The following is a 20,669-nucleotide window of genomic DNA, read 5'->3' as shown; positions in this document are numbered from 1 at the left end:
GGGATGCGGGAGACGGCGCCACGTGTCCCGCATCCCTCCGGCCGGGAGCGCGAACGTAGAATGGCTCCCATCATGACGATCCCCTCGAGCGCTCCGACCCTCATCGCCGCCTCGCCCGCGGCGCTCGACGCCGACGGACGCGCGCGGACCTACGAGGTGCGCACCTTCGGCTGCCAGATGAACGTGCACGACTCAGAGCGACTCTCGGGGTCGCTGGAGTCGGCGGGGTACGTCCCCGTCGAGCCCGGCGCCGAAGCCGACGTGGTCGTGATCAACACGTGCGCGGTGCGCGACAACGCCGCGGGCAAGCTCTACGGCACCCTGGGGCACCTGAAGTCCCGCAAGAGCACCCATGCGGGGATGCAGATCGCTGTCGGCGGCTGCCTCGCGCAGATGGACAAGCAGACGGTGGTCGACAAGGCGCCGTGGGTCGATGTGGTCTTCGGTACCCACAACATGGGGTCGCTGCCGAAGCTCCTCGAGCGGGCACGGCACAATGAGGAGGCCGAGCTCGAGATCCTCGAGTCCCTCGACGTCTTCCCGTCGACGCTGCCCACCAAGCGTGACAGCGTCTACAGCGGCTGGGTCTCCATCTCCGTAGGCTGCAACAACACCTGCACGTTCTGCATCGTTCCGAGCCTGCGCGGCAAGGAGAAGGACCGTCGCCCTGGCGACATCCTGAGCGAGATCCGGCTGCTCGTCGAAGACGGCGCGATCGAGGTCACGCTGCTCGGGCAGAACGTCAACTCCTACGGCGTGGAGTTCGGTGACCGTCAGGCCTTCGGCAAGCTCCTGCGCGCCGCGGGAGAGATCGAGGGCCTCGAGCGGATCCGGTTCACGAGCCCTCACCCCGCCGCCTTCACGGACGACGTCATCGACGCGATGGCCGAGACGCCCGCCGTGATGCCGCAGCTGCACATGCCTCTCCAGTCCGGCAGCGACCGCATCCTCAAGGCCATGCGCCGTTCGTACCGTTCGGAGCGCTTCCTCGGCATCCTCGACCGGGTGCGTGCGCGGATTCCGCACGCCGCGATCTCCACCGACATCATCGTCGGCTTTCCGGGCGAGACGGAAGAGGACTTCCAGGAGACTCTGCGAGTGGTCGAACAGGCGCGGTTCGCGAGCGCCTTCACGTTCCAGTACTCGATCCGCGAGGGCACTCCTGCCGCCACGATGGACGAGCAGGTGCCGAAGGAGATCGTGCAGGAGCGCTACGAGCGCCTCGTCGCCCTTCAGGAGCGCATCAGCCTCGAGGAGAACCAGAAGCAGGTGGGTCGCCGCCTCGACGTGCTCGTCTCGGCCGGTGAGGGCAAGAAGGATGCCGCCACGCGCCGTCTCACCGGACGCGCCGAAGACAACCGGCTCGTGCACTTCGAGGTGCCTGAGGCCTCGCCGGTGCCGCGCCCCGGCGACGTCGTCTCGGTCGTGGTGACGCATGCGGCTCCCTTCCACCTCCTGGCCGATTCGCCCGACGGCGCTCCGCTCGTGATCCGTCGCACCCGATCGGGTGACGCGTGGGATCGCGCGGAAGCCGACTCCTGCGGAGTGCCCGCCCCCGCGGGCTCCGCCCCGAAGGCGGTCTCCCTGGGGCTGCCGTCGCTTCGCCGGGAGCAGTGATGTCCGCGCCCCGGCTGTGGATCGTGGCCGGGGCCACCGGCACGGGAAAGACCGGGATCTCGCTCGCGTTGGCCGAGGAGCTTCGCGCACGAGGGCTGGCGGCGGAGATCGTCAACGCCGACGCCATGCAGCTGTATCGCGGCATGGACATCGGAACGGCCAAGCTTCCGGTCGCCGAGCGCCGTGGAATCCCGCATCACCTCTTCGACGTGCTCGAGGTGACCGAGGAAGCCGCCGTGGCGGACTACCAGCCGCGCGCCCGGCAGGCGATCGAGGCGATCAACGCGCGCGGCGCCGACGCGATCCTCGTCGGAGGCTCGGGGCTGTATGTCTCCGCGGTCGCTTACGACTTCCGCTTCCCTCCGCGGGACGAAGCGTTGCGCCAGGCGTTGGAGGCGGAGTTGGACGAGCTCGGCCCCGGAGCACTGTACGAGCGCCTCCGCACTGCGGACCCGGTGACCGCGGAACGCGTCGATCCGCACAACGGCCGGCGGATCGTGCGGGCGCTCGAGATTCTGGCACAGGGTGCCGCGACGCACGGTGCGGTGCTGCCCGAAGACCCACGTCTCTGGCACCCGCGCACCCACCTGCTGATCACTCACGAGGAGCGCGACGTGCTCGTGCCGCGGCTGGACGCTCGCGTGGATCAGATGTGGCGAGACGGCCTCCTCGACGAGGTCGCGGCCCTGCGCGACCGGGGGCTCGACGCCGGGGTCACGGCGCGGCGGGCCATCGGTTACGCGCAGGCCCTCGGCGAGCTCGACGGCCGGCTGAGTCGCGACGAGGCGATCGCGCAGACGCAGGCGCTCACCCGGCGGTACGCACGGCGTCAGGTCTCCTGGTTCCGTCGCTACACGGCAGCCCGCCGCATCACGGCGGGCATGGCGGTCGCGGATATCGTCGAGGCGTGACGACGCCTCGACGCGCGGACGGCCCGGCCCTGCCCCGCCCGTAGACTGGCGGCATGTCGCGCACGCTCTCGTTCACCAAGGGCCACGGAACCGGGAACGACTTCGTGATCCTCTCCGATCCCGACGGAGAGCTCGATCTCAGCGACGATCAGATCGCGGTCCTGTGCGATCGCCGATTCGGCATCGGCGCAGACGGACTCCTGCGTGTCGTGCGTTCCACCCGGATTCCCGAGGGCACGGACGCCGCTCGGGCCGGCGCCGAGTGGTTCATGGACTACCGCAACGCCGACGGGTCGAAGGCCGAGATGTGCGGCAACGGCACGCGGGTGTTCGCGCGCTTCCTCGAGGAGCAGAACCTCGCGACGCTCGACGCGCCGTTGCACATCGGCACCCGCGCCGGCGTCAAGACGCTCACGCGCAGCGAACGCGGCTTCGAAGTGGACCTGGGGGAGTGGGTCGTCGACGAGAGTGATGTTCTCGTGCGTGCCCGCGGCCTGGACGTGGCGCGTCCGGGCCAGCCGGTCGATGTGGGCAATCCCCACGTCGTCGTGGCACTGTCCTCCGAGGCCGAGCTGGAAGCACTCGATCTGACGGTGCAGCCCCTGCTGGACCCCCAGCCGCCCGCCGGTGCGAACATCGAGTTCGTCGTTCCGAGCGACCCTCTCGTCGTGGGTGGCGTGGGCGGCATCCGGATGCGGGTCTTCGAGCGCGGTGTCGGGGAGACCCTCAGCTGCGGCACCGGTGTGGCTGCCGCCGCACTCGCCGTGCGTCATTGGGCAGGCCCTGCCGCGCCCGAGGCGTGGGTCGTGGACGTGCCCGGCGGCACGCTGGGTGTGCGCATGCACGACGGGCACGTCCTGCTCTCGGGGCCCGCGTCACTGGTCTTCCACGGCGAAGTGACGCTCGCCTAGCGGGATGCGGTGCGCGCTCCACCCCTGGCGGAAGCGGCGCCCACGACGCCCATCAGGAGCAGGACGAGCGTCGCCGCGAGCACGGGCGCGAACCCCGCGGCAGCCCCCAGGTTCTGCGCGAGCAGCCCGGACAGTGCGGAACCCGTGGCGATGCCGAGCACGATGCCGCTCGTGGTGAGGGTCAACAGGATGCCGGCGCGCCCTTCATCGGCGGCGTCGCCCACGACCCGGAAGATCGTCAGCAGCAGCGGGCCCTGGAACGCGCCGGCGACGAGTCCCGCGCCGATGATCCATACGACGTCGTCGGCGAAGAGCATGAGCGACGCACCCAACGTCATCCCGCACGCGGCCACGCTCCATCGCGTCCAGGTACCGATGCGCTCCGGTATCAGCACCATCGACAGCGTCGTGATGGCCGAGCCCACCGCCATCACGGCGTACAGGAGCGCACCCGCATCCGGGATGCCCACGCGCTCCGCGAAAGCGGTGAGACCGGTCTGGCTCGCGCCGAAGAACGTACCCATCGCCAGCATTCCGACGAGTGCGGTGACCAGCAGCGTCCGGCGTCCGGCGGGCGCTGCCGTCCGGGGCGGCGCCTGTCGCCGTCGCGGCACGCTTCGGTGGGTGCGGTGCACGGCGAATTGCGTCGCGAAGGCGACGACGAGCGCCCCGGCGAGGAGCGTCGCCGCCTGCGGCGACACGAACGCGGCGGTGAGGCCCACGATGGCGGGACCGAAGATGTACGAGATCTCGTCGATGACGCCCTCGAAGGCGAAGGCGGTCGGCAGATCGTCCGGCGCGAGGGAGAGCCATCGGGTGCGGGAGAACGCGCCGACCTGCGGCAGGCTCAGCCCGATTCCGGCGGCAAGGGCGACCGTCCCGGCGTCGGAGACGTGCCCTGCGCCCCACGTCAGGACGAGCAGCAGCGCGACGTGCACGACGACGCCGACGAGGAGGACCGGACGCTGCCCGATGCGGTCGGCGATCGCACCGGAGGCCGGAGCACCGACGGCCTCACCGATCGCGGCAGCGGCGGCGGCGAAACCGCCGACGGCGATCGACCCCGTGGCAGAGGTCACGAGGGTCAGGACGGCGAGCGGCACCATCGACAGGGGAAGACGCCCCAGGCTCGTGGCGACGAGGTAGTCCCATCCGGCGATGCGCGGCAGGGCACGGTACGAGCGGATGCCGACGGAGGAGGAAGCGGGCATGACGGAACTCCGATCGGCGCATCCCCCGCCCGAACTGCGCCCTCAGCCCATCAGTCGTTGTGAGCCGAGCGTATCACCGTCACGGCAGCGGGATGGGAGCGGTCGCCTCGGCGCCGTGGCGGCGGATCTTCAGCACGCGGAAACCGCGCGCCGTCGCGGTGCGGTGCACGCTGAAGCCGGCGGGAAAGGATGCGGCGAGCCAGCGCTGCAGCGAATCGGCGCCGAGGTTGCGGGCGACGACGAGCCATGCGTCGGAGCGCTCGTCCAGCCGGGGGATCCACCGCTCGAGCATGCCGTGGAGCTCGTTCTTGCCGACGCGGATCGGCGGGTTCGAGCGGATGGTGCGGAAAGCGATGTCCTCGGGAACATCATCCGGCGTCACAGCGTTGACATTGGTGAGGCCGAGGTTCTGGGCGTTGCGGCGGACGAGATCGAGGGCGCGCTGGTTGACATCGACAGCCCACACCGTGGCGTGTGGCGACGAGAGCGCCAGTGAGATCGAGATCGGGCCCCAGCCGCATCCGAGGTCGAGGAAGTGGCCGCCGGCCGGGGGCGGCGGTGTGTTGCTCAGCAGCACGGCGGTGCCCGCATCCAGTCGATCCGGGCTGAACACTCCGCCGGCGGTCGTCACGTCGATGTCGCGACCGGCCACGGTGACACGAATGGTGCGGAGGTTCTCGGGACTGGCGGGTGACGCGGTGAAGTAGTGGTCACTCCCCATACACGAAGCGTAGCGGTAAGTCTCCGAAGGCGGGAGGCTAGAGTGAGCGGGCGCGAGACGCCCCGAAAGGAAACGATGACAGAAACACCCCCGTCCACCGACGAGCAGCGGCTCGACGACGTCGACCGGGTGCTCTCGCGAGCTGATTCTCGCGCACGGATGCGCGGCCCCGTGGCAGGAGCGCAGGCGCTGCAGGATGCGGCGACCGTCGCCGACGGATTCGACGACGGTGACCAGTTCGACCGTGAGGAGCGTCAGGCGCTGCGTCGCGTCGGCGGCTTGTCGACCGAGCTCGAGGACGTCACGGAGGTCGAGTACCGCCAGCTGCGACTCGAGAACGTCGTCCTCGTGGGCGTGCACCCGCAGGGCGCGACCGAGGACGCCGAGAACTCGCTGCGCGAGCTCGCTGCCCTCGCCGAGACGGCGGGCGCCGTCGTGCTCGACGGCGTGCTGCAGCGCCGACCGCATCCTGACCCCGCGACGTACATCGGCCGCGGCAAGGCGGAGGAGCTGCGCGACATCGTCGCCGCTGTCGGCGCCGACACCGTCATCGCCGACACCGAGCTGGCCGCGAGCCAGCGGCGCGCGCTCGAAGACGTCGTCAAGGTCAAGGTGATCGATCGCACGACGGTGATCCTCGACATCTTCAGCCAGCACGCCAAGAGCCGCGAAGGCAAGGCGCAGGTCGAGCTCGCCCAGCTCGAGTACCTGCTGCCGCGTCTGCGCGGGTGGGGCGAGTCGATGAGCCGGCAGGCCGGCGGCCAGGTCGGCGCCGGTGGCGCCGGCATGGGTTCGCGCGGACCCGGTGAGACGAAGATCGAGCTCGATCGCCGCCGCATCCGCACCCGGATGGCGCAACTGCGTCGTCAGATCCGCGACTTCGCACCGGCCCGTGACGCCAAGCGTGCCGAGCGCAAGCGCAACACGATCCCCGCCGTCGCGATCGCCGGGTACACGAACGCCGGCAAGTCGAGTCTCCTTAACCGCCTCACGCGCGCGGGCGTCCTCGTCGAGAACGCGCTGTTCGCCACCCTGGATGCCACCGTCCGACGCTCGGTGACCGAGGACGGCCGCATCTACACGCTGACTGACACCGTCGGTTTCGTGCGCAACCTCCCGCACCAGCTGGTCGAGGCGTTCCGGTCGACGCTCGAAGAGGTGGGCGACGCCGACGTCATCGTGCACGTCGTCGACGGCTCGCACCCCGATCCCGCCGCTCAGCTCGCCACCGTCCACGACGTGATCGGCGACGTGGGGGCGCGGGACACGCGGGAGATCGTCGTGTTCAACAAGGCCGACCTCATCGACGACGACGCGCGGCTGCTGCTGCGGGGACTCGTGCCGTCAGCGGTGTTCGTGTCGTCTCGCACGGGCGAGGGCATCGACGAGCTCCGGCAGGTCATCGAGGATGCGCTTCCGCTGCCGGAGGTCGAGCTGCGGGTCCTGCTGCCGTACGATCGCGGCGATCTGGTCTCGGCCGTGCACGAGCACGGGATGATCTACGAGGAGACACACGAGGCGGAGGGCACAGCCCTCCACGCTCGCGTCGGCGCCGCGCTGGCCGGCAGGCTCGAAGCCTTCCTCGCCTGAGGGCTCATTCCCCGTCGAGGGCGGGGAGCAGGACGAACAGGTCCGGATCGTCCGCCGTCGCGGTGAACCCCGCCGCTCGCAGGGCCTCGGCCCACTCGGCGGTGCGGGGGCGGGCGAAGAGGGGGCGCAGCGGCTCGCGCGAGACGGCGACGCGGACGTCGCGCTCCGCGTGCGCAGAATCGCCCTCGGGGTCGATGAACAGCTCCCGCCCGTCCGGGCCGTCCGTGATGCGCAACGCGCCGATCGACAGCGGAATCTCGGGGGCGTCCGCGGCGAAGCCGAACACCTGGCCGAGGAAGGCCAACTCCGAGGCGAGCGCGTCGATCGTCGTCTCCCGACGCCGGAACCCGTGCCCCTCGCCCTCGTACAGGACGTAGGCGTGCGGAACGCCCTGTCGGCGCAGGGCGTCGCGGATGGCCTCCGCCTGCGCCGGCGGGACGACCCGGTCCTCTGCGCCCTGCAGGATCAGCAACGGAACGCGGAAGCGCTCGGGGTGCGTCAGCGGCGAGCGTTCGACGTAGACCCGCTCCGCCTCCGGCAGCGGACCGATGAGACCGTCGAGATAGCGCGACTCGAAGTCGTGCGTGTCGGCCACGAGCGCGCGTGCGTCGCCGACGCCGTAGCGCGAGACCCCCGCGGCGAAGACGTCGCCGCGCGTGAGCGCCGAGAGCACCGTCCAGCCGCCGGCGGACCCTCCCTCGATCGCGAGCCGGTCCGGGTCTGCGAGACCGGCTGCGGCGACGTGCCGGGCGGCCGCGATCACGTCGTCCACGTCGGCGACGCCCCACTGTCCGCGCAGTCGTTCACGGTAGGCGCGACCGTAGCCGGTCGAGCCGGAGTAGTTGACGTCGAGGATCCCGATGCCGCGGCTCGTGAAGTACGCGATCTTGCGGGACGCGGCGGGGCCCACGTGGGCGGTCGGTCCGCCGTGCACCCACACGAGGCAGGGGGCGAGCTCGTCCTCGGGCCCCTGGAGCTCGGGATGGGTCGGCGGGTAGAAGTAGGCGTGCACGGGGCCGTGCGGTCCGTCGGCGGTCACCGCGCGCGGTGCGGGCAACCACGGCGCGAGCGCGGAGAGATCGTCGCCGGCGAGACGTTCCGGCGCCGCCTGGCCGTCCGCATCCACGAGCCAGAGTCCGAGCGGGGCGGATGCGGACGCCGTCGTGATCAGCAGACGCGTGCCGCGCGCATCCTCGAGGAAGGTCTGGGAGGCGCCGTCCACCCCGACGGTGCGCGTCGTGCCGTCCGCGGGATCGATCACCACGACCGTCTCCTCCCCGTTCGTGCGCACAGCGACGATCCGTCCGTCCTCGAGCGGGGCGAACCACCGCATCCCGAGCGTCCAGAGTGCGCCGCCCGTGTCGGCGTCGTCGTGGGTCAGGGCACTGCGCTCGCCGGTGTCCGGTTCCACGCGCTGCACCTGCCACCGGCCGGACGTGTCATCGAGGTAGAGCAGCTCGTCGGCACCGGTCCACACCGGCTGGAGCGCCGACGTCGCGCCATCCGTGACGTCGATCGCATCGGCGACCACGCCGTCGCGCAGACGCCCGACATGAAGGCGGGCGCGATCCCACGGCAGATCGGGGTGGTTCCAGCCGATCCATGCGAGACGGCGCCCGTCGGGAGACAGCGCAGGCTGGGCGACGAAGTCGTCACCGTGTGCGACGACCCGCGCGCCGGTGCCGTCCAGCGAGATCTCGACGATCGCGCGTTCGCCGCCGGATGTCGCAGTGCGCTCGCGCACCGCGAGCAGGCGGCCGGCCGCCCATACGAGACCCCCGAACGCCGTGCCGTCCTCCTCCCGCGTCAACGGGGTCGGAGCGCCGCCGGAGCCGAGGGTGTAGACGCGCTGATCGCTCCCTTCCACGAAGAAGAGCCGGCCGTCCTCGGCGGCGCACCACGCGCCGCCGCCGTACTCGTGCACCCGGGACCGAGCGCTCCACGGAGCGGGAAGGACGTCCACCGTCCGACCGTCGCTCTGTCGGCGGCGCACCGACATGCGGCCGCCCTCCTCAGGTACCGACTGCGCCCACCAGATCTCGTCGCCCACGAACCGCGCACCGTCGAAGCGCGTGGAGGAACTCGCGACGTCGGCGGCCGAGACGGGCGAGGGCCAGGAACCATAGGTGCTGGAGGCGGTCATGCCCCCACGCTACGCGGCTGCTCCGGGCACGCCCAGCGGGGATCAGGCGAGCCGGCGAGTCAGACCGCGCGCATCAGCGCGACGACCTTTCCGAGGACGACGGCGTCGTCGCCGAGGATCGGCTCGAAGGCCGTGTTGCGCGGCAGCAGCCAGACGTGTCCGTCGCGGCGCCGGAACGTCTTCACGGTCGCCTCCCCGTCGAGCATCGCGGCGACGATGTCGCCGTTCTCCGCCGTCGGCTGCGAACGGACCACGACCCAGTCGCCGTCGCAGATCGCGGCGTCGATCATCGAGTCCCCGGACACCTTCAGCATGAACAGATCTCCCTTGCCCACGAGCTGGCGGGGCAGCGGAAAGATCTCCTCGACGTGCTGGTCGGCCGTGATCGGCACACCCGCCGCGATGCGGCCCACGAGCGGCACCAGCGCGGCATCGCCCACGGCGGGCGCGGTATCGGCCGGGTTCTCGGCGGCGGTTCCCGGCAGATCGATCAGGACCTCCATCGCACGCGTCTTGCCGGGGTCGCGACGGAGATAGCCGGAGAGCTCCAGCTGGTTGAGCTGGTGCGTGACGCTCGAGAGCGACTTCAGCCCGACCGCGTCGCCGATCTCGCGCATGCTCGGCGGGTAGCCGTGGCGCGCGATGGAGTGCTGGATGACCTCGAGGATCGCGAGCTGCTTGTCGCTGAGGCTCTTGCGCCGGCGGGTCTGCGGCTTCTGGTTGGTGGCCATGCGGCACTCCCGTCGGGTCTGTTCCGTTCGAATGTCGGAGGTCGGTGATTCGGTCTCTTCAGCGAAACCGTAGCGGGGATCGGCGGCGATCCCGTCCTTATGGAGGGCGTGTCGTCTTCGAAACTCGACCGGCTTCGCGATCGCTTGACAGTACCGTAAATCGAAGATAGCTTCGGAAGAGAAGTTCGTACCCGGCTCTCCCGGCCGGGGGGCCGGGTACGAATCTCTTCCCGTCCTGAAGGAGTCGTCATGAGCACGATCGAGTTCGCCGCCCCCGTCGCCACCCGCCTGCGCCTGACGGCGCGCGGTCGTCGGGTGCTCGCCTGGCTCGTCGCTCTGCCCGTCGTCGCGGCGCTCGCCGTCGGTGTGATCAGCGGCGGATCCGCACTCGCCTCCCGCGAGCCCGGCGCGGCCACCGGGTCGTTCGAGATGGTGACCGTGATGGCGGGGGAGTCGCTGTGGTCGATCGCAGAGGAGGTCGCCCCGCAGCACGACCCCCGCGACGTCGTCGACGCGATCATGCGGCTGAACACTCTGCCGGGCGCGCAGGTGAGCGCGGGTCAGCGTCTGGCGATCCCGACGGAGTACGCCTCGGGCGAGTGAGGTCCTGCGCGGTTCTACGATGGACCGCGTGACGATCAGCCTCGACGATTTGCCGATCCGCGACGACCTGCGCGGGCTCAAGCCCTACGGTGCCCCCCAAGCGCCGCTCCCGGTGGCGTTGAATGTCAACGAGAACACGCATCCCGTCCCGACAGACGTGGCGTCCGACATCCTCGCGTCGATCGGCAGAGCTCTCGAACAGGTCAACCGCTACCCTGACCGCGAGTTCACCCGCTTGCGCGAGGCTTTCGCCGGCTACCTCGGCGGCGGTCTCGCAGCGGAGCAGATCTGGGCGGCGAACGGATCCAACGAGGTCCTGCAGCACATCCTGCAGGCTTTCGCGGGTCCTGGGCGCACCGCGTTCGGCTTCGCGCCCACGTACTCGATGTACCCGCTGCTCACCCGGGCAACGGGGGCGGACTGGGTCGCCGGCAGCCGCGCCGACGACTACAGCCTGAGCGCCGCATCCGCCGCGCAGCAGGTGCGTCAGGCGGACCCGGACGTGGTCTTCCTCTGCGCGCCCAACAACCCCACCGGCACGCCCATGACGCTCGACGTCATCGAGGCGGTGTACGCGGCCAGCCGCGGCATCGTCATCGTGGACGAGGCCTATCAGGAGTTCGCGCCGCGGGACACCTCTTCGGCGATCTCGCTTCTTCCCGGACGCGAGCGACTTGTGGTCTCCCGCACGATGAGCAAGGCGTTCGCCTTCGCTGGTGCGCGAGTCGGGTACCTGGCTGCAGATCCCGCCGTCGTCGACGCGCTTCGTCTGGTGCGGCTGCCGTACCACCTCAGCGCGCTGACCCAGGCGGCCGCGGAGGCGGCGCTGCGTCACGCCCACACGATGCTCGGCATGGTCGACGAGATCGTCGCCCAGCGCGACCGCATCCGCCGCGAGCTGACGACGATGGGGTACCGTCCACACGAATCGTGGACCAACTTCGTGCTCTTCGGCGGCGTCACCGATCCCGCTGCGGTGTGGCAGGCGCTCTACGAGCGCGGTGTGCTCATCCGTGACGTGGGCATCCCCGGTCACCTTCGTGTCACCGCGGGGACCGAGGCCGAGACCACGGCGTTCCTGGCTGCCATGGCGTCGATAGACTCGCAGGCATGACCGCGCAGCCCGCATCGCACCGCACCGCCGAGCTCCGCCGCGCCACGAGCGAGTCGCAGATCGAGCTCTCGCTCGACCTCGACGGCACCGGGAAGAGCTCGATCTCGACGAGCGTCCCGTTCTTCGACCACCTGTTGACGGCGTTCGCCAAGCACTCGCTCACCGATCTGACGGTGCAGGCGACGGGCGACACCCACATCGACGCCCACCACACCGTGGAAGACGTCTCGATCGTGCTCGGTCAGGCGATCCGCGCCGCCCTGGGAGACAAGAGCGGCATCGCGCGCTACGGCGACGCCCTCGTGCCGCTCGACGAGGCGCTCGCGCAGGCGGTCGTCGACATCAGCGGTCGTCCGTACCTCGTCCACGACGGGGAACCCGAAGGATACGCGTTCCACCTCATCGGCGGTCACTTCACCGGGTCGCTGGTGCGCCACGCGTTCGAGGCCATCGCCTACAACGCCGCACTCACGGTTCACGTGCGCGTTCTGGGCGGTCGCGACCCCCACCACATCGCGGAGGCGGAGTTCAAGGCGTTCGCACGCGCGTTCCGTCAGGCCAAGGCTCTCGACCCCCTCGTCGACGGCATTCCGAGCACGAAGGGTGCCCTGTGACCGACGCGCCTCTGGTCGCAGTGCTCGACTACGGGTCGGGAAACGTCCACTCCGCGGTCAAGGCACTGGCCGCAGCCGGCGCCGACGCGCGGCTCACGGCCGACCGCGGCCTCATCCAGGACGCGGACGGACTGCTCGTGCCCGGTGTGGGGGCGTTTCGAGCCGTGGCGGAGGCGCTGCGCGCCAGCAGAGGTGACGAGCTCATCGGTCGGCGGCTGGCCGGCGGTCGAGCGGTGCTCGGCATCTGTGTCGGGATGCAGGTGCTGTTCGAGCACGGGGTCGAGCGCGGTGACGCGACCGACGGGCTGGGGGAGTGGCCGGGGACGGTGACCGAGCTCGACGCACCCGTGCTGCCGCACATGGGCTGGAACACGGTCTCACCGGACGCGGGCTCGCGCCTGTTCGCGGGGCTCGAGGACGAGCGCTTCTACTTCGTGCACTCCTTCGCGGCGCAGCAGTGGACGATGCCGCCGCAGGCGCCGTTCGCCGAGCCGGTTCTGACGTGGACCACGCACGGCTCTCCGTTCCTCGCCGCCGTGGAGAACGGACCGCTCAGCGCCACACAGTTCCACCCCGAGAAGTCGGGGGCCGCGGGTATTCGTCTGCTCGCCAATTGGATCAGCACGCTGCGACCCCAGTAGTCTCTTACCTCGTGCCGCACGCCGGGGATCCGCCGGGTGCGCGAGCGCACGAGGAGCCATGAACGATTTCGCGTCCACCCCTGAACTCATCCTTCTGCCGGCGGTCGATGTCGCCGACGGGAAGGCCGTCCGCCTCACCCAGGGCGAGGCCGGTAGCGAGACCAGCTACGGCGACCCGGTCGATGCCGCCGTGGAGTGGGCGCGACAGGGCGCGCAGTGGATCCACCTCGTGGATCTCGACGCCGCGTTCGGACGCGGCAACAACACGGCTGTGATGCGTCGGGTCATCAAGCAGGTGAAGGGCGTGCAGGTCGAGCTGTCGGGCGGGATCCGCGACGACGAGAGCCTCGACGCCGCCCTCGAGTCGGGTGCGGCGCGCATCAACCTCGGTACGGCGGCGCTGGAGAACCCCGAATGGGCGGCCGATGTCATCGGCCGCTACGGCGAGGCTGTCGCCGTCGGTCTGGACGTGCGCGGCACGACGCTCGCCGCGCGCGGCTGGACGCGTGAGGGCGGCGACCTCTGGGCCGTGCTGGACCGCCTGGAGGATGCGGGCTGCAGCCGTTATGTCGTGACCGACGTCACGAAGGACGGCACCCTGCGCGGGCCCAATGTGGAACTGCTGCGCGAGGTCACGGCGCGTACCCCGAAGCCGGTCGTCGCCTCGGGCGGGATCTCGAGCCTCGACGACATCGCCGCGCTTCGCGAGCTGGTGCCGCTGGGCGTCGAGGGCGCCATCGTGGGCAAGGCCCTCTACGCAGGCGCGTTCACGCTGGCCGAGGCGCTGGATGTCGCAGGACGCTGACGCGAGCTGCGGACACGATTCCGCGGGGGTCCCCTGGGAGGGGCGCCGCTTCCAGCCGAACAACCACGCGGGTGACGACGGCTCGGCGGATGCGGCGCTGCTGGCCGCCCTGACGGCCTTCCGTGCGGGCGAGGGCGACGCCGTCGCCGTCGTCGACGCCTATCGCCGTGCGCGCCTGCTGATCCCCCTCATCGCCGAGAAGGGGGAGGAGGGCACGGCCCCCAGCGGACTGCGCGTGGACAAGACGCAGGAGCTGTCGATCGTGACCGTCGCAGGCCCCGACGGCCGCCGCGTCCTTCCGGTCTTCAGTTCCGTCGAGACCATGGCCCGGTGGGATCGGACCGCGAGGCCCGTGCCGGCTGACGGCATCCGCACCGCTCTCGCTGCCGCAGGCGACGACACCGATCTGATCGTCATCGACCCGGGATCGCCCACGGAGTTCGTGCTGCGCCGGCCGGCCGTCTGGGCCATCGGCCAGGGGCACGCGTGGGAGCCGAGCCCCGTCTCGCCCGAGGTCTTCGCTGGTCTGCAGGAGAGCATCGGCGGCGAACTCGCCGTGCTCGACCTCTCGGTCACCGCGGGCGACCCCGATGCCCGCCTGCGCGGTCCCGAGCTGATCGTCGAGCTCCACCTCATCGACGGCCTCGACAAGGAGCAGCTCGATGCGGTCCTGGCCCGTCTCGCGCGCCGCTGGTCGGTCGATGACCGCATCGCGGTGCTCGTCGACTCGTTGACCGTCAAGCTCCGCCGGTCGCGCTGAGCGGACCGCTTCCGCTCAGGTGACGGGGCCCGTCCACTTCTCGCCGGGGCCTTTGCCGATCGGGTCGGGGATCACGGACGCCTCGCGGAACGCGAGCTGCACCGAGCGCAGGCCGTCGCGCAACGAACGGGCGTGCATGTCGCTGATCTCGGGTGCTCCCGCGGTGATGAGACCCGCGAGGGCGTTGATGAGCTTGCGTGCCTCGTCGAGGTCGGTCTGCGTCTCGGGGTCGTCGGCGAGGCCGACCTTGACGGCCGCGGCGCTGAGCAGGTGCACGGCGGTCGTGGTGATGACCTCCACCGCGGGGACGTCTGCGATGTCGCGGGATGCGGCAGTGGCCGCCGCCTCCTGACGCTCCCAGCGCTCCTGGTTGGCGCGTGCCTGCGCGTCGATGTCGGCGGCCTGGTCGTACGGAGTCGAGTCCACGTTGCTCTTTCTGCTAAAGTGGGCGAGCACCGGAGCGTCTGCTCCGATCGAAAGAGGATCACATCCCACCCGCGCTTGCCGCTCCAGGCTACCGGGTCATTGCACTCCGCCTCCTCGTGAGGGGGCAGTCAGGGTGCGAGAAAGCCGGCGCTTCGCGTCGTGCCGGGTGGCGTGGTCTTCTTCCGCCCGGGAATGTCGTCGACATCCCGGTGGCCCCATCCGCTACGTCAGAGGAGTTCCGCATCAGCGATCCCCGCACCAACGACCGCATCCGCGTTCCCGAGGTCCGCCTCGTCGGACCCGCGGGTGAGCAGGTCGGCGTCGTCCGCATCGAGGTGGCGCTGCGCCTGGCCCAGGAGGCCGACCTCGATCTCGTCGAGGTGGCCCCGAACTCGAAGCCCCCCGTGGTCAAGATCATGGACTACGGCAAGTTCAAGTACGAGGCTGCGCAGAAGGCCAAGGAAGCGCGTCGCAATCAGGCCAACACCGTCCTCAAAGAGGTGCGTTTCCGCCTGAAGATCGAAGCTCACGACTACATCACCAAGCTCAAGCGCGCCGAGGGCTTCCTGCAGGCGGGCGACAAGGTCAAGGCCATGATCCTGTTCCGCGGCCGCGAGCAGTCGCGTCCCGAGCAGGGTGTGCGTCTGCTGCGCAAGTTCGCGGAGGACGTCGCCGAGTTCGGCACCGTGGAGTCCAACCCCACGATCGACGGACGCAACATGGTCATGGTGGTCGCCCCGCACAAGAACAAGTCCGAGGCGAAGGCGGAGCAGAACGCTCAGCGCGCGGCGAACAAGGAAGCCGCCCGTCAGGCACGCACCGGGGACGCCCCGGAGCCTGCCACCGCAGACGCGGCCGAGTAAGGCCACACACCTGATCCCGCGCCACGCGGGAGTCACAACGAAGGAAGAGAAGATGCCGAAGCAGAAGACCCACTCGGGTGCCAAGAAGCGCTTCAAGCTGACCGGAAGCGGCAAGCTCATGAAGCAGCAGGCGGGCATGCGTCACAACCTCGAGGGCAAGTCGAGCCGTCGCACCCGTCGCCTGAACCAGGAGCAGGTCCTGGCTCCCGGTGACGCCAAGCAGGCCAAGAAGCTCCTCGGCCTCTGATCGCCGACGCACGTAAGTAAGGGAAAGAAATGGCTAGAGTCAAGCGGGCAGTAAACGCCCACAAGAAGCGTCGCGTCATCCTCGAGCGCGCCTCCGGTTACCGCGGTCAGCGTTCGCGCCTGTACCGCAAGGCCAAGGAGCAGGTCACCCACTCGCTGGTCTACGCGTACCGTGACCGCCGCAAGCGCAAGGGCGACTTCCGCCGCCTCTGGATCCAGCGCATCAACGCCGCTGCTCGCCAGAACGGCATCACCTACAACCGCTTCATCCAGGGCCTCGGCCTCGCGGGTGTGCAGGTCGACCGTCGCATCCTGGCCGAGCTCGCCGTGAACGAGCCCGCCACGTTCGCGTCGCTCGTGGCGACGGCGAAGGCGGCTCTGCCGACCGACGTCAACGCCGCCAAGGCCTCGGCGTAATCAGATCACCCCAAGGGGCGTCCTCCGCACGGAGGGCGCCCCTTCGGCGTACCCGCGTCACCCTAGACTGGGAACGTGCTGGAGAATCCCCGATCCCCACGCGTTCGCGCCGTCGCCAAGCTCGCCAAGCGGGCAGCCCGCGACGAGACGGGCCTGTTCCTTCTGGAGGGCCCGCAGGCCGTCCGCGAAGCCCTCGCCTTCCGGCCCGAGAGCATCGTCGAGCTCTTCGCGACCCCGACCGCTCTCGAGCGTCACCAGGACCTGCGCGATGCCGCGGCCGAGGCCGGGCTCGACATCGAGTACACCGCCGAGCCGGTGCTCGAGGCGATGGCCGACACCGTGACGCCGCAGGGAATCGTCGCCGTCGCTCGGCAGTTCCCCACCTCGCTGCGCGATGTGCTCGCCGCGGGTCCGCGCCTGCTCGCGATCTGCGAGGAGGTGCGCGACCCGGGAAACCTCGGGACCATCATCCGCGCTGCCGACGCCGCGGGCGCCGACGCGGTGATCCTGACCGGCCGCACGGTCGATCCCTACAACCCCAAGGTGGTCCGTGCCACCACCGGATCGCTCTTCCACATCGCGCTGTCTCGTGCCGGTGAGCTCGAGAGCGCCGTCACCGCCATCCGCGGGGCGGGACTTCGTGTCGTGGCCGCCGACGTCAAGGGTGACGACCTGCTCGAGGCCCGGGCGGCGGGCCTGCTCGCGCAGCCGACCGCGTGGCTGTTCGGCAACGAGGCGCGAGGCCTCGAGGACACGGCGCTCGAGCTCGCCGATGCGGCCCTGCGGCTTCCGATCTACGGCAGCGCCGAGTCCCTCAACCTCGCCACGGCGGCGAGCGTGTGCCTCTACGAGTCCGCCTTCGCGCAGCGCAGCTGACGCGTCGCCCGCGTCGGGCGAACGTTAGAAGTCCGTGAGAGATCGGTCAAGAGCCCCCGGGGTGCGCTCGGGCGATTCATAGTCTGTCCAGATGACGCCCTCGGATGCCGCACCCCCGACTTCGAACATCACCGTGCGTCGCGGCGACCCGCTCGTCGTGCTCACCGACGTCCAGAAGCACTACGGCGACTTCCAGGCGCTGACCGACATCGACCTCACCGTCAACCGCGGCGAGGTCGTCGTGGTCATCGGACCGTCCGGATCCGGCAAGTCGACGCTGTGCCGCACGATCAACCGGCTCGAGACGATCACGAGCGGCACGATCACGATCGACGGCGAGAAGCTTCCGAGTGAGGGGAAGCAGCTCGCGGCGCTCCGAGCGGATGTCGGCATGGTCTTCCAGTCGTTCAACCTCTTCTCCCATCTCACGATCCTCGAGAACGTCACTCTGGGCCCGATCAAGGTCAAGGGCATGAAGAAGGCGGACGCCGAGCGCGAGGCGAAGACGCTGCTCGAGCGCGTCGGCGTGGCGCATCAGGCGAGCAAGCTTCCTGCCCAGCTCTCGGGCGGCCAGCAGCAGCGTGTCGCGATCGCCCGCGCTCTGGCGATGACGCCGAAGGTCATGCTCTTCGACGAGCCCACCAGCGCGCTGGACCCGGAGATGATCAACGAGGTCCTCGACGTCATGACCTCGCTCGCCGAGTCCGGCATGACCATGATCGTCGTGACGCACGAGATGGGATTCGCGCGCAAGGCCGCCGATCGGGTCGTCTTCATGGCCGACGGACGCATCGTCGAGGAGGCCGCGCCCGACGCCTTCTTCACCTCCCCGAAGAGCGAGAGAGCGAAGGACTTCCTCTCCAAGCTCATCACCCATTGACCCCCGCACGTATTTCCCGCACCAATCCCCCCACAGCAAGGAGAGAGAAATGCGCACCACACGACTGACCGCCCTTCTGGGACTCGCGGCCGTCGCCACCCTGGGCCTCACCGCGTGCAACAGCGGATCGCCGACGCCCGGGGGCGCCGCCGGCGGCTCGGAAGGCACCGACGAGAGCTCGGTCTGGTTCGAGACCGCCACCGACGTCTCGCTCGAGGGCAGCCCCACCTTCGACCGCATCACCGAGCGCGGCGGCGTGATCGTCGGCGTCAAGGAGGACCAGCCGGGTCTCGGCTTCCTCGACGTGACCACCAATGAGCGCACCGGCTTCGACATCGACATCGCCCGCTGGATCGCCGCATCCCTGGGCTACGGCGAGGAGGACATCACGTTCCAGCCGATCGCCTCGGCGAACCGCGAGCAGGCGATCGTGAACGGCGACATCGACTACTACGTCGGCACCTACTCCATCACCGACAAGCGCAAGGAGCAGATCGACTTCGCCGGCCCGTACTTCATCACGGGCCAGGGCCTGCTCGTCGCCAGCGACAGCGACATCGCCAGCGAAGCGGATCTCGGCCCCGACACCAACGTGTGCTCGGCCACGGGTTCCACGCCGATCCAGAACATCAAGGCGAACTTTCCGGGAGTGCCCACGACGGAGTTCGACGTCTATTCGGCCTGCGTCGAGGCGCTGCTGAACGGCCAGGTGGATGCGGTCACCACCGACCAGGCCATCCTGATCGGCTACGCGGCCCTCTACCCGGACGAGCTCAAGGTCGTCGGCGAGCCGTTCAGCGAGGAGCGCTACGGCGTCGGCCTCGAGAAGGGTGACACCGTCCTGCTGGAGCACATCAACGAGATGTTCACCGACGGCGGCGACATCTGGCAGGCCATCTTCGACAAGAACCTCGGTGCGTCCGGGATCACCGTCGAGCAGCCCGCGGTCGACGCAGCCGGCTGACAGACCCTGAGGTGAGGGCGGTCTCCGCCGCGGGACCGCCCTCACCGGATCACGGTAAGGACCTCTGAGATGAACGTGATCGTCGACAACCTCGACATCTGGGGCATCGCGCTGCGCAACACGCTGCTGCTCTTCTTCGCGGGCGCGCTGATCGCGCTGGTGCTCGGGACGCTCGTGGGTGCCATGCGCGTCTCCCCGGTGCCGATCGCCCGCGGTGTCGGCACGGTGTACGTCAACATCGTGCGGAACACGCCCCTCACGGTCATCTTCTTCTTCTTCGCCTTCGGGTACCCCGCGCTGGATCTGCCGAACCCGGGCTACACCGTGCTCGCGATGTGGGCGCTCGGGATCTACACCGCCACCTACGTCGCGGAGGTCCTGCGCTCGGGCATCAACACGGTGCCGGTCGGTCAGGCCGAGGCGGCCCGCGCGCTCGGGCTGACGTTCGGGCAGGTGATGACGCTCGTGATCATGCCGCAGGCGTTCCGCTCGGTGGTGCCGCCCATGATGAGCGTGCTCATCGCACTGCTCAAGAACACCACCATCGCCGCCGGCTTCTCGGTCGCCGAACTCGGCGTCATCCGAGCGAACCTCAGTGAGCGGGGTGAGAACGCGCTCGTCGTCCTGTTGTGGGTCGCGGCGATCTTCGTCGTGATGGTGCTGGCGCTCTCGGTGGTGCAGCGACGACTCGAGAACCGATGGAGGGTGGCGCGATGAGCTCCGTTCTGTACGACCTGCCGGGCCGTCGCGCGATCATCCGCAACCGGATCATCGCGGCGATCACGGTCCTCGTCATCCTCGGCCTCGGCGGCTTCGTCGTCTACCGACTCATCGTCACAGGTCAGTTCTCCGCCGAGAAGTGGTACATCTTCACTTTCACGACGGTGTGGGAGCAGATCCTCGCGGCCACGGGTCGCACCCTGGCCGCGTTCGCCGCCGCCGCGGTGGCCTCCGTCGTCCTCGGATTCGTCCTGGCCCTGGGGCGCATGTCCGACCACGCCTGGGTGCGGTGGCCCGCCACGGCCATCATCGAGCTGTTCCGAGCGGTGCCCGTGCTGATCCTCATGATGCTGCTCTACTACGGCCTTCCGGTCGTCGGCGTGCGCCTCGAGGCGTACTGGGCCGTGGTGATCGCACTCGCCGTCTACAACGGCTCCGTGCTCGCCGAGGTGATCCGCGCCGGCGTCGAGTCGCTGCCGCGCGGCCAGAGCGAGGCCGGATACGCACTGGGGCTGCGCAAGGCGGGCGTGATGCGCCTCATCCTGCTGCCGCAGGCGGTGCGGGCGATGCTCCCCGTCATCGTCGCTCAGCTGGTCGTGACGCTCAAGGACACGGCGCTCGGCTACATCATCACGTACAACGAGCTGCTGTACTACGCCCGTCTGATCGGCACCCAGGCGCAGTTCGACCGCCCGATCCTGCAGGCGGGGATGGTGGCGGCCGCGATCTACATCGCCTTGTGCCTGGTGCTTGCCGGGATCGCCAAGTGGGTCGAGATCCGGATGCGCTCGTCGCAGCGGGCGGGTCGCGGGCCTCAGGCCGCCCCGTTGGGCCGCGCCACGACCGACACGGAGGTCATCGCGGCGCAGCGGGGGGCGGGCAAGTACGACTCCAGCGCTCTCTGA

At 69.9% G+C, this 20,669-nt stretch carries 23 protein-coding genes; 18 read left to right on the top strand and 5 right to left on the bottom strand.

Annotation, left to right across the window (positions count from 1 at the left end):
• Nucleotides 1-72 precede the first annotated feature (72 nt).
• Genes miaB through dapF form a run of 3 tightly spaced genes read left to right on the top strand, consistent with a single transcriptional unit; the run spans nt 73 to nt 3,439 of the window.
• The gene (gene miaB / locus QE374_RS03860) at nt 73-1,617 is read left to right on the top strand and encodes a tRNA (N6-isopentenyl adenosine(37)-C2)-methylthiotransferase MiaB (RefSeq protein WP_309732329.1); all 1,545 of its coding nucleotides are present in this window, start codon (nt 73-75) and stop codon (nt 1,615-1,617) included.
• Nucleotides 1,617-2,528 (top strand): tRNA (adenosine(37)-N6)-dimethylallyltransferase MiaA, encoded by a 912-nt coding sequence (gene miaA, locus QE374_RS03855; RefSeq protein ID WP_309732327.1) that lies wholly within the window; start codon nt 1,617-1,619, stop codon nt 2,526-2,528. Before miaB ends, miaA begins: the two co-directional genes overlap by 1 nt.
• Nucleotides 2,529-2,581: 53 nt before the next feature.
• Nucleotides 2,582-3,439 carry a diaminopimelate epimerase gene (gene dapF / locus QE374_RS03850; protein WP_309732325.1) on the top strand — a complete coding sequence of 286 codons (858 nt, stop codon included), beginning with the start codon at nt 2,582-2,584 and terminating at the stop codon, nt 3,437-3,439.
• On the opposite strand, the gene QE374_RS03845 is transcribed toward dapF, so the two are convergent.
• Both QE374_RS03845 and QE374_RS03840 read right to left on the bottom strand, forming a co-directional pair.
• On the bottom strand, nt 3,436-4,650 hold the full coding sequence (locus QE374_RS03845; RefSeq protein ID WP_309732323.1) for an MFS transporter: 1,215 nt from the start codon (nt 4,648-4,650) through the stop codon (nt 3,436-3,438). The two genes, dapF and QE374_RS03845, sit on opposite strands and share 4 nt — an antisense overlap.
• Before the next feature lie 79 nt (nt 4,651-4,729).
• Nucleotides 4,730-5,371, bottom strand: coding sequence for a methyltransferase (locus QE374_RS03840; protein WP_309732321.1), 642 nt, complete (start codon nt 5,369-5,371; stop codon nt 4,730-4,732).
• Nucleotides 5,372-5,446: 75 nt separating this feature from the next.
• Between QE374_RS03840 and hflX the strand changes: the two genes are divergently transcribed.
• Entirely contained in the window at nt 5,447-6,961 is a 1,515-nt protein-coding gene (gene hflX, locus QE374_RS03835) for a GTPase HflX (RefSeq protein WP_309732319.1), read from the top strand.
• A gap of 4 nt (nt 6,962-6,965) precedes the next feature.
• Here the strand turns inward: hflX and QE374_RS03830 are convergent, their stop codons facing one another.
• Both QE374_RS03830 and lexA read right to left on the bottom strand, forming a co-directional pair.
• A complete protein-coding gene (locus QE374_RS03830; RefSeq protein WP_309732318.1) occupies nt 6,966-9,104 on the bottom strand; it encodes a prolyl oligopeptidase family serine peptidase in 2,139 nt (712 codons plus the stop codon).
• A 59-nt stretch (nt 9,105-9,163) separates the two neighbouring features.
• Nucleotides 9,164-9,835 (bottom strand): transcriptional repressor LexA, encoded by a 672-nt coding sequence (gene lexA, locus QE374_RS03825; RefSeq protein ID WP_309732317.1) that lies wholly within the window; start codon nt 9,833-9,835, stop codon nt 9,164-9,166.
• Nucleotides 9,836-10,084: 249 nt separating this feature from the next.
• Between lexA and QE374_RS03820 the strand changes: the two genes are divergently transcribed.
• Genes QE374_RS03820 through QE374_RS03795 form a run of 6 tightly spaced genes read left to right on the top strand, consistent with a single transcriptional unit; the run spans nt 10,085 to nt 14,372 of the window.
• A complete protein-coding gene (locus tag QE374_RS03820; protein WP_309732316.1) occupies nt 10,085-10,438 on the top strand; it encodes a LysM peptidoglycan-binding domain-containing protein in 354 nt (117 codons plus the stop codon).
• 19 nt (nt 10,439-10,457) lie between these two features.
• On the top strand, nt 10,458-11,552 hold the full coding sequence (locus QE374_RS03815) for a histidinol-phosphate transaminase (RefSeq protein WP_309732314.1): 1,095 nt from the start codon (nt 10,458-10,460) through the stop codon (nt 11,550-11,552).
• The gene (gene hisB, locus QE374_RS03810; RefSeq protein WP_309732313.1) at nt 11,549-12,166 is read left to right on the top strand and encodes an imidazoleglycerol-phosphate dehydratase HisB; all 618 of its coding nucleotides are present in this window, start codon (nt 11,549-11,551) and stop codon (nt 12,164-12,166) included. The genes QE374_RS03815 and hisB overlap by 4 nt, the downstream gene beginning before the upstream one ends.
• A complete protein-coding gene (gene hisH, locus QE374_RS03805; protein ID WP_309732312.1) occupies nt 12,163-12,807 on the top strand; it encodes an imidazole glycerol phosphate synthase subunit HisH in 645 nt (214 codons plus the stop codon). The genes hisB and hisH overlap by 4 nt, the downstream gene beginning before the upstream one ends.
• Before the next feature lie 58 nt (nt 12,808-12,865).
• A complete protein-coding gene (gene priA / locus QE374_RS03800) occupies nt 12,866-13,612 on the top strand; it encodes a bifunctional 1-(5-phosphoribosyl)-5-((5-phosphoribosylamino)methylideneamino)imidazole-4-carboxamide isomerase/phosphoribosylanthranilate isomerase PriA (protein ID WP_309732311.1) in 747 nt (248 codons plus the stop codon).
• Entirely contained in the window at nt 13,596-14,372 is a 777-nt protein-coding gene (locus QE374_RS03795; RefSeq protein ID WP_309732310.1) for an SseB family protein, read from the top strand. The genes priA and QE374_RS03795 overlap by 17 nt, the downstream gene beginning before the upstream one ends.
• Before the next feature lie 15 nt (nt 14,373-14,387).
• Here the strand turns inward: QE374_RS03795 and QE374_RS03790 are convergent, their stop codons facing one another.
• Nucleotides 14,388-14,765 carry a DUF1844 domain-containing protein gene (locus QE374_RS03790; protein ID WP_309736596.1) on the bottom strand — a complete coding sequence of 126 codons (378 nt, stop codon included), beginning with the start codon at nt 14,763-14,765 and terminating at the stop codon, nt 14,388-14,390.
• A gap of 242 nt (nt 14,766-15,007) precedes the next feature.
• On the opposite strand from QE374_RS03790, the gene infC reads away from it, so the two are divergent.
• The 8 genes from infC to QE374_RS03750 all read left to right on the top strand — a co-directional run bounded on the left by infC (nt 15,008) and on the right by QE374_RS03750 (nt 20,669).
• Complete coding sequence (infC, locus tag QE374_RS03785) at nt 15,008-15,661, top strand: translation initiation factor IF-3 (protein WP_243227224.1); 654 nt, start codon at nt 15,008-15,010, stop codon at nt 15,659-15,661.
• 52 nt (nt 15,662-15,713) lie between these two features.
• Nucleotides 15,714-15,908, top strand: coding sequence for a 50S ribosomal protein L35 (rpmI, locus tag QE374_RS03780; protein ID WP_055968051.1), 195 nt, complete (start codon nt 15,714-15,716; stop codon nt 15,906-15,908).
• 29 nt (nt 15,909-15,937) lie between these two features.
• Complete coding sequence (rplT, locus tag QE374_RS03775) at nt 15,938-16,324, top strand: 50S ribosomal protein L20 (protein WP_137416599.1); 387 nt, start codon at nt 15,938-15,940, stop codon at nt 16,322-16,324.
• Between the two features lie 75 nt (nt 16,325-16,399).
• Nucleotides 16,400-17,200, top strand: coding sequence for an RNA methyltransferase (locus QE374_RS03770; protein WP_309732309.1), 801 nt, complete (start codon nt 16,400-16,402; stop codon nt 17,198-17,200).
• A 91-nt stretch (nt 17,201-17,291) separates the two neighbouring features.
• Nucleotides 17,292-18,080, top strand: coding sequence for an amino acid ABC transporter ATP-binding protein (locus tag QE374_RS03765; protein WP_309732308.1), 789 nt, complete (start codon nt 17,292-17,294; stop codon nt 18,078-18,080).
• Between the two features lie 49 nt (nt 18,081-18,129).
• Nucleotides 18,130-19,044, top strand: a complete 915-nt coding sequence (locus tag QE374_RS03760; protein ID WP_309732307.1) for a glutamate ABC transporter substrate-binding protein — start codon at nt 18,130-18,132, stop codon at nt 19,042-19,044.
• A gap of 69 nt (nt 19,045-19,113) precedes the next feature.
• A complete protein-coding gene (locus tag QE374_RS03755) occupies nt 19,114-19,761 on the top strand; it encodes an amino acid ABC transporter permease (protein WP_309732306.1) in 648 nt (215 codons plus the stop codon).
• Nucleotides 19,758-20,669 carry an amino acid ABC transporter permease gene (locus tag QE374_RS03750; protein WP_309732305.1) on the top strand — a complete coding sequence of 304 codons (912 nt, stop codon included), beginning with the start codon at nt 19,758-19,760 and terminating at the stop codon, nt 20,667-20,669. Before QE374_RS03755 ends, QE374_RS03750 begins: the two co-directional genes overlap by 4 nt.

This window comes from Microbacterium sp. SORGH_AS_0428 (genome assembly GCF_031453615.1).
Taxonomy (GTDB): domain Bacteria; phylum Actinomycetota; class Actinomycetes; order Actinomycetales; family Microbacteriaceae; genus Microbacterium.
This window is presented reverse-complemented; position numbering and strand designations above follow the sequence as displayed.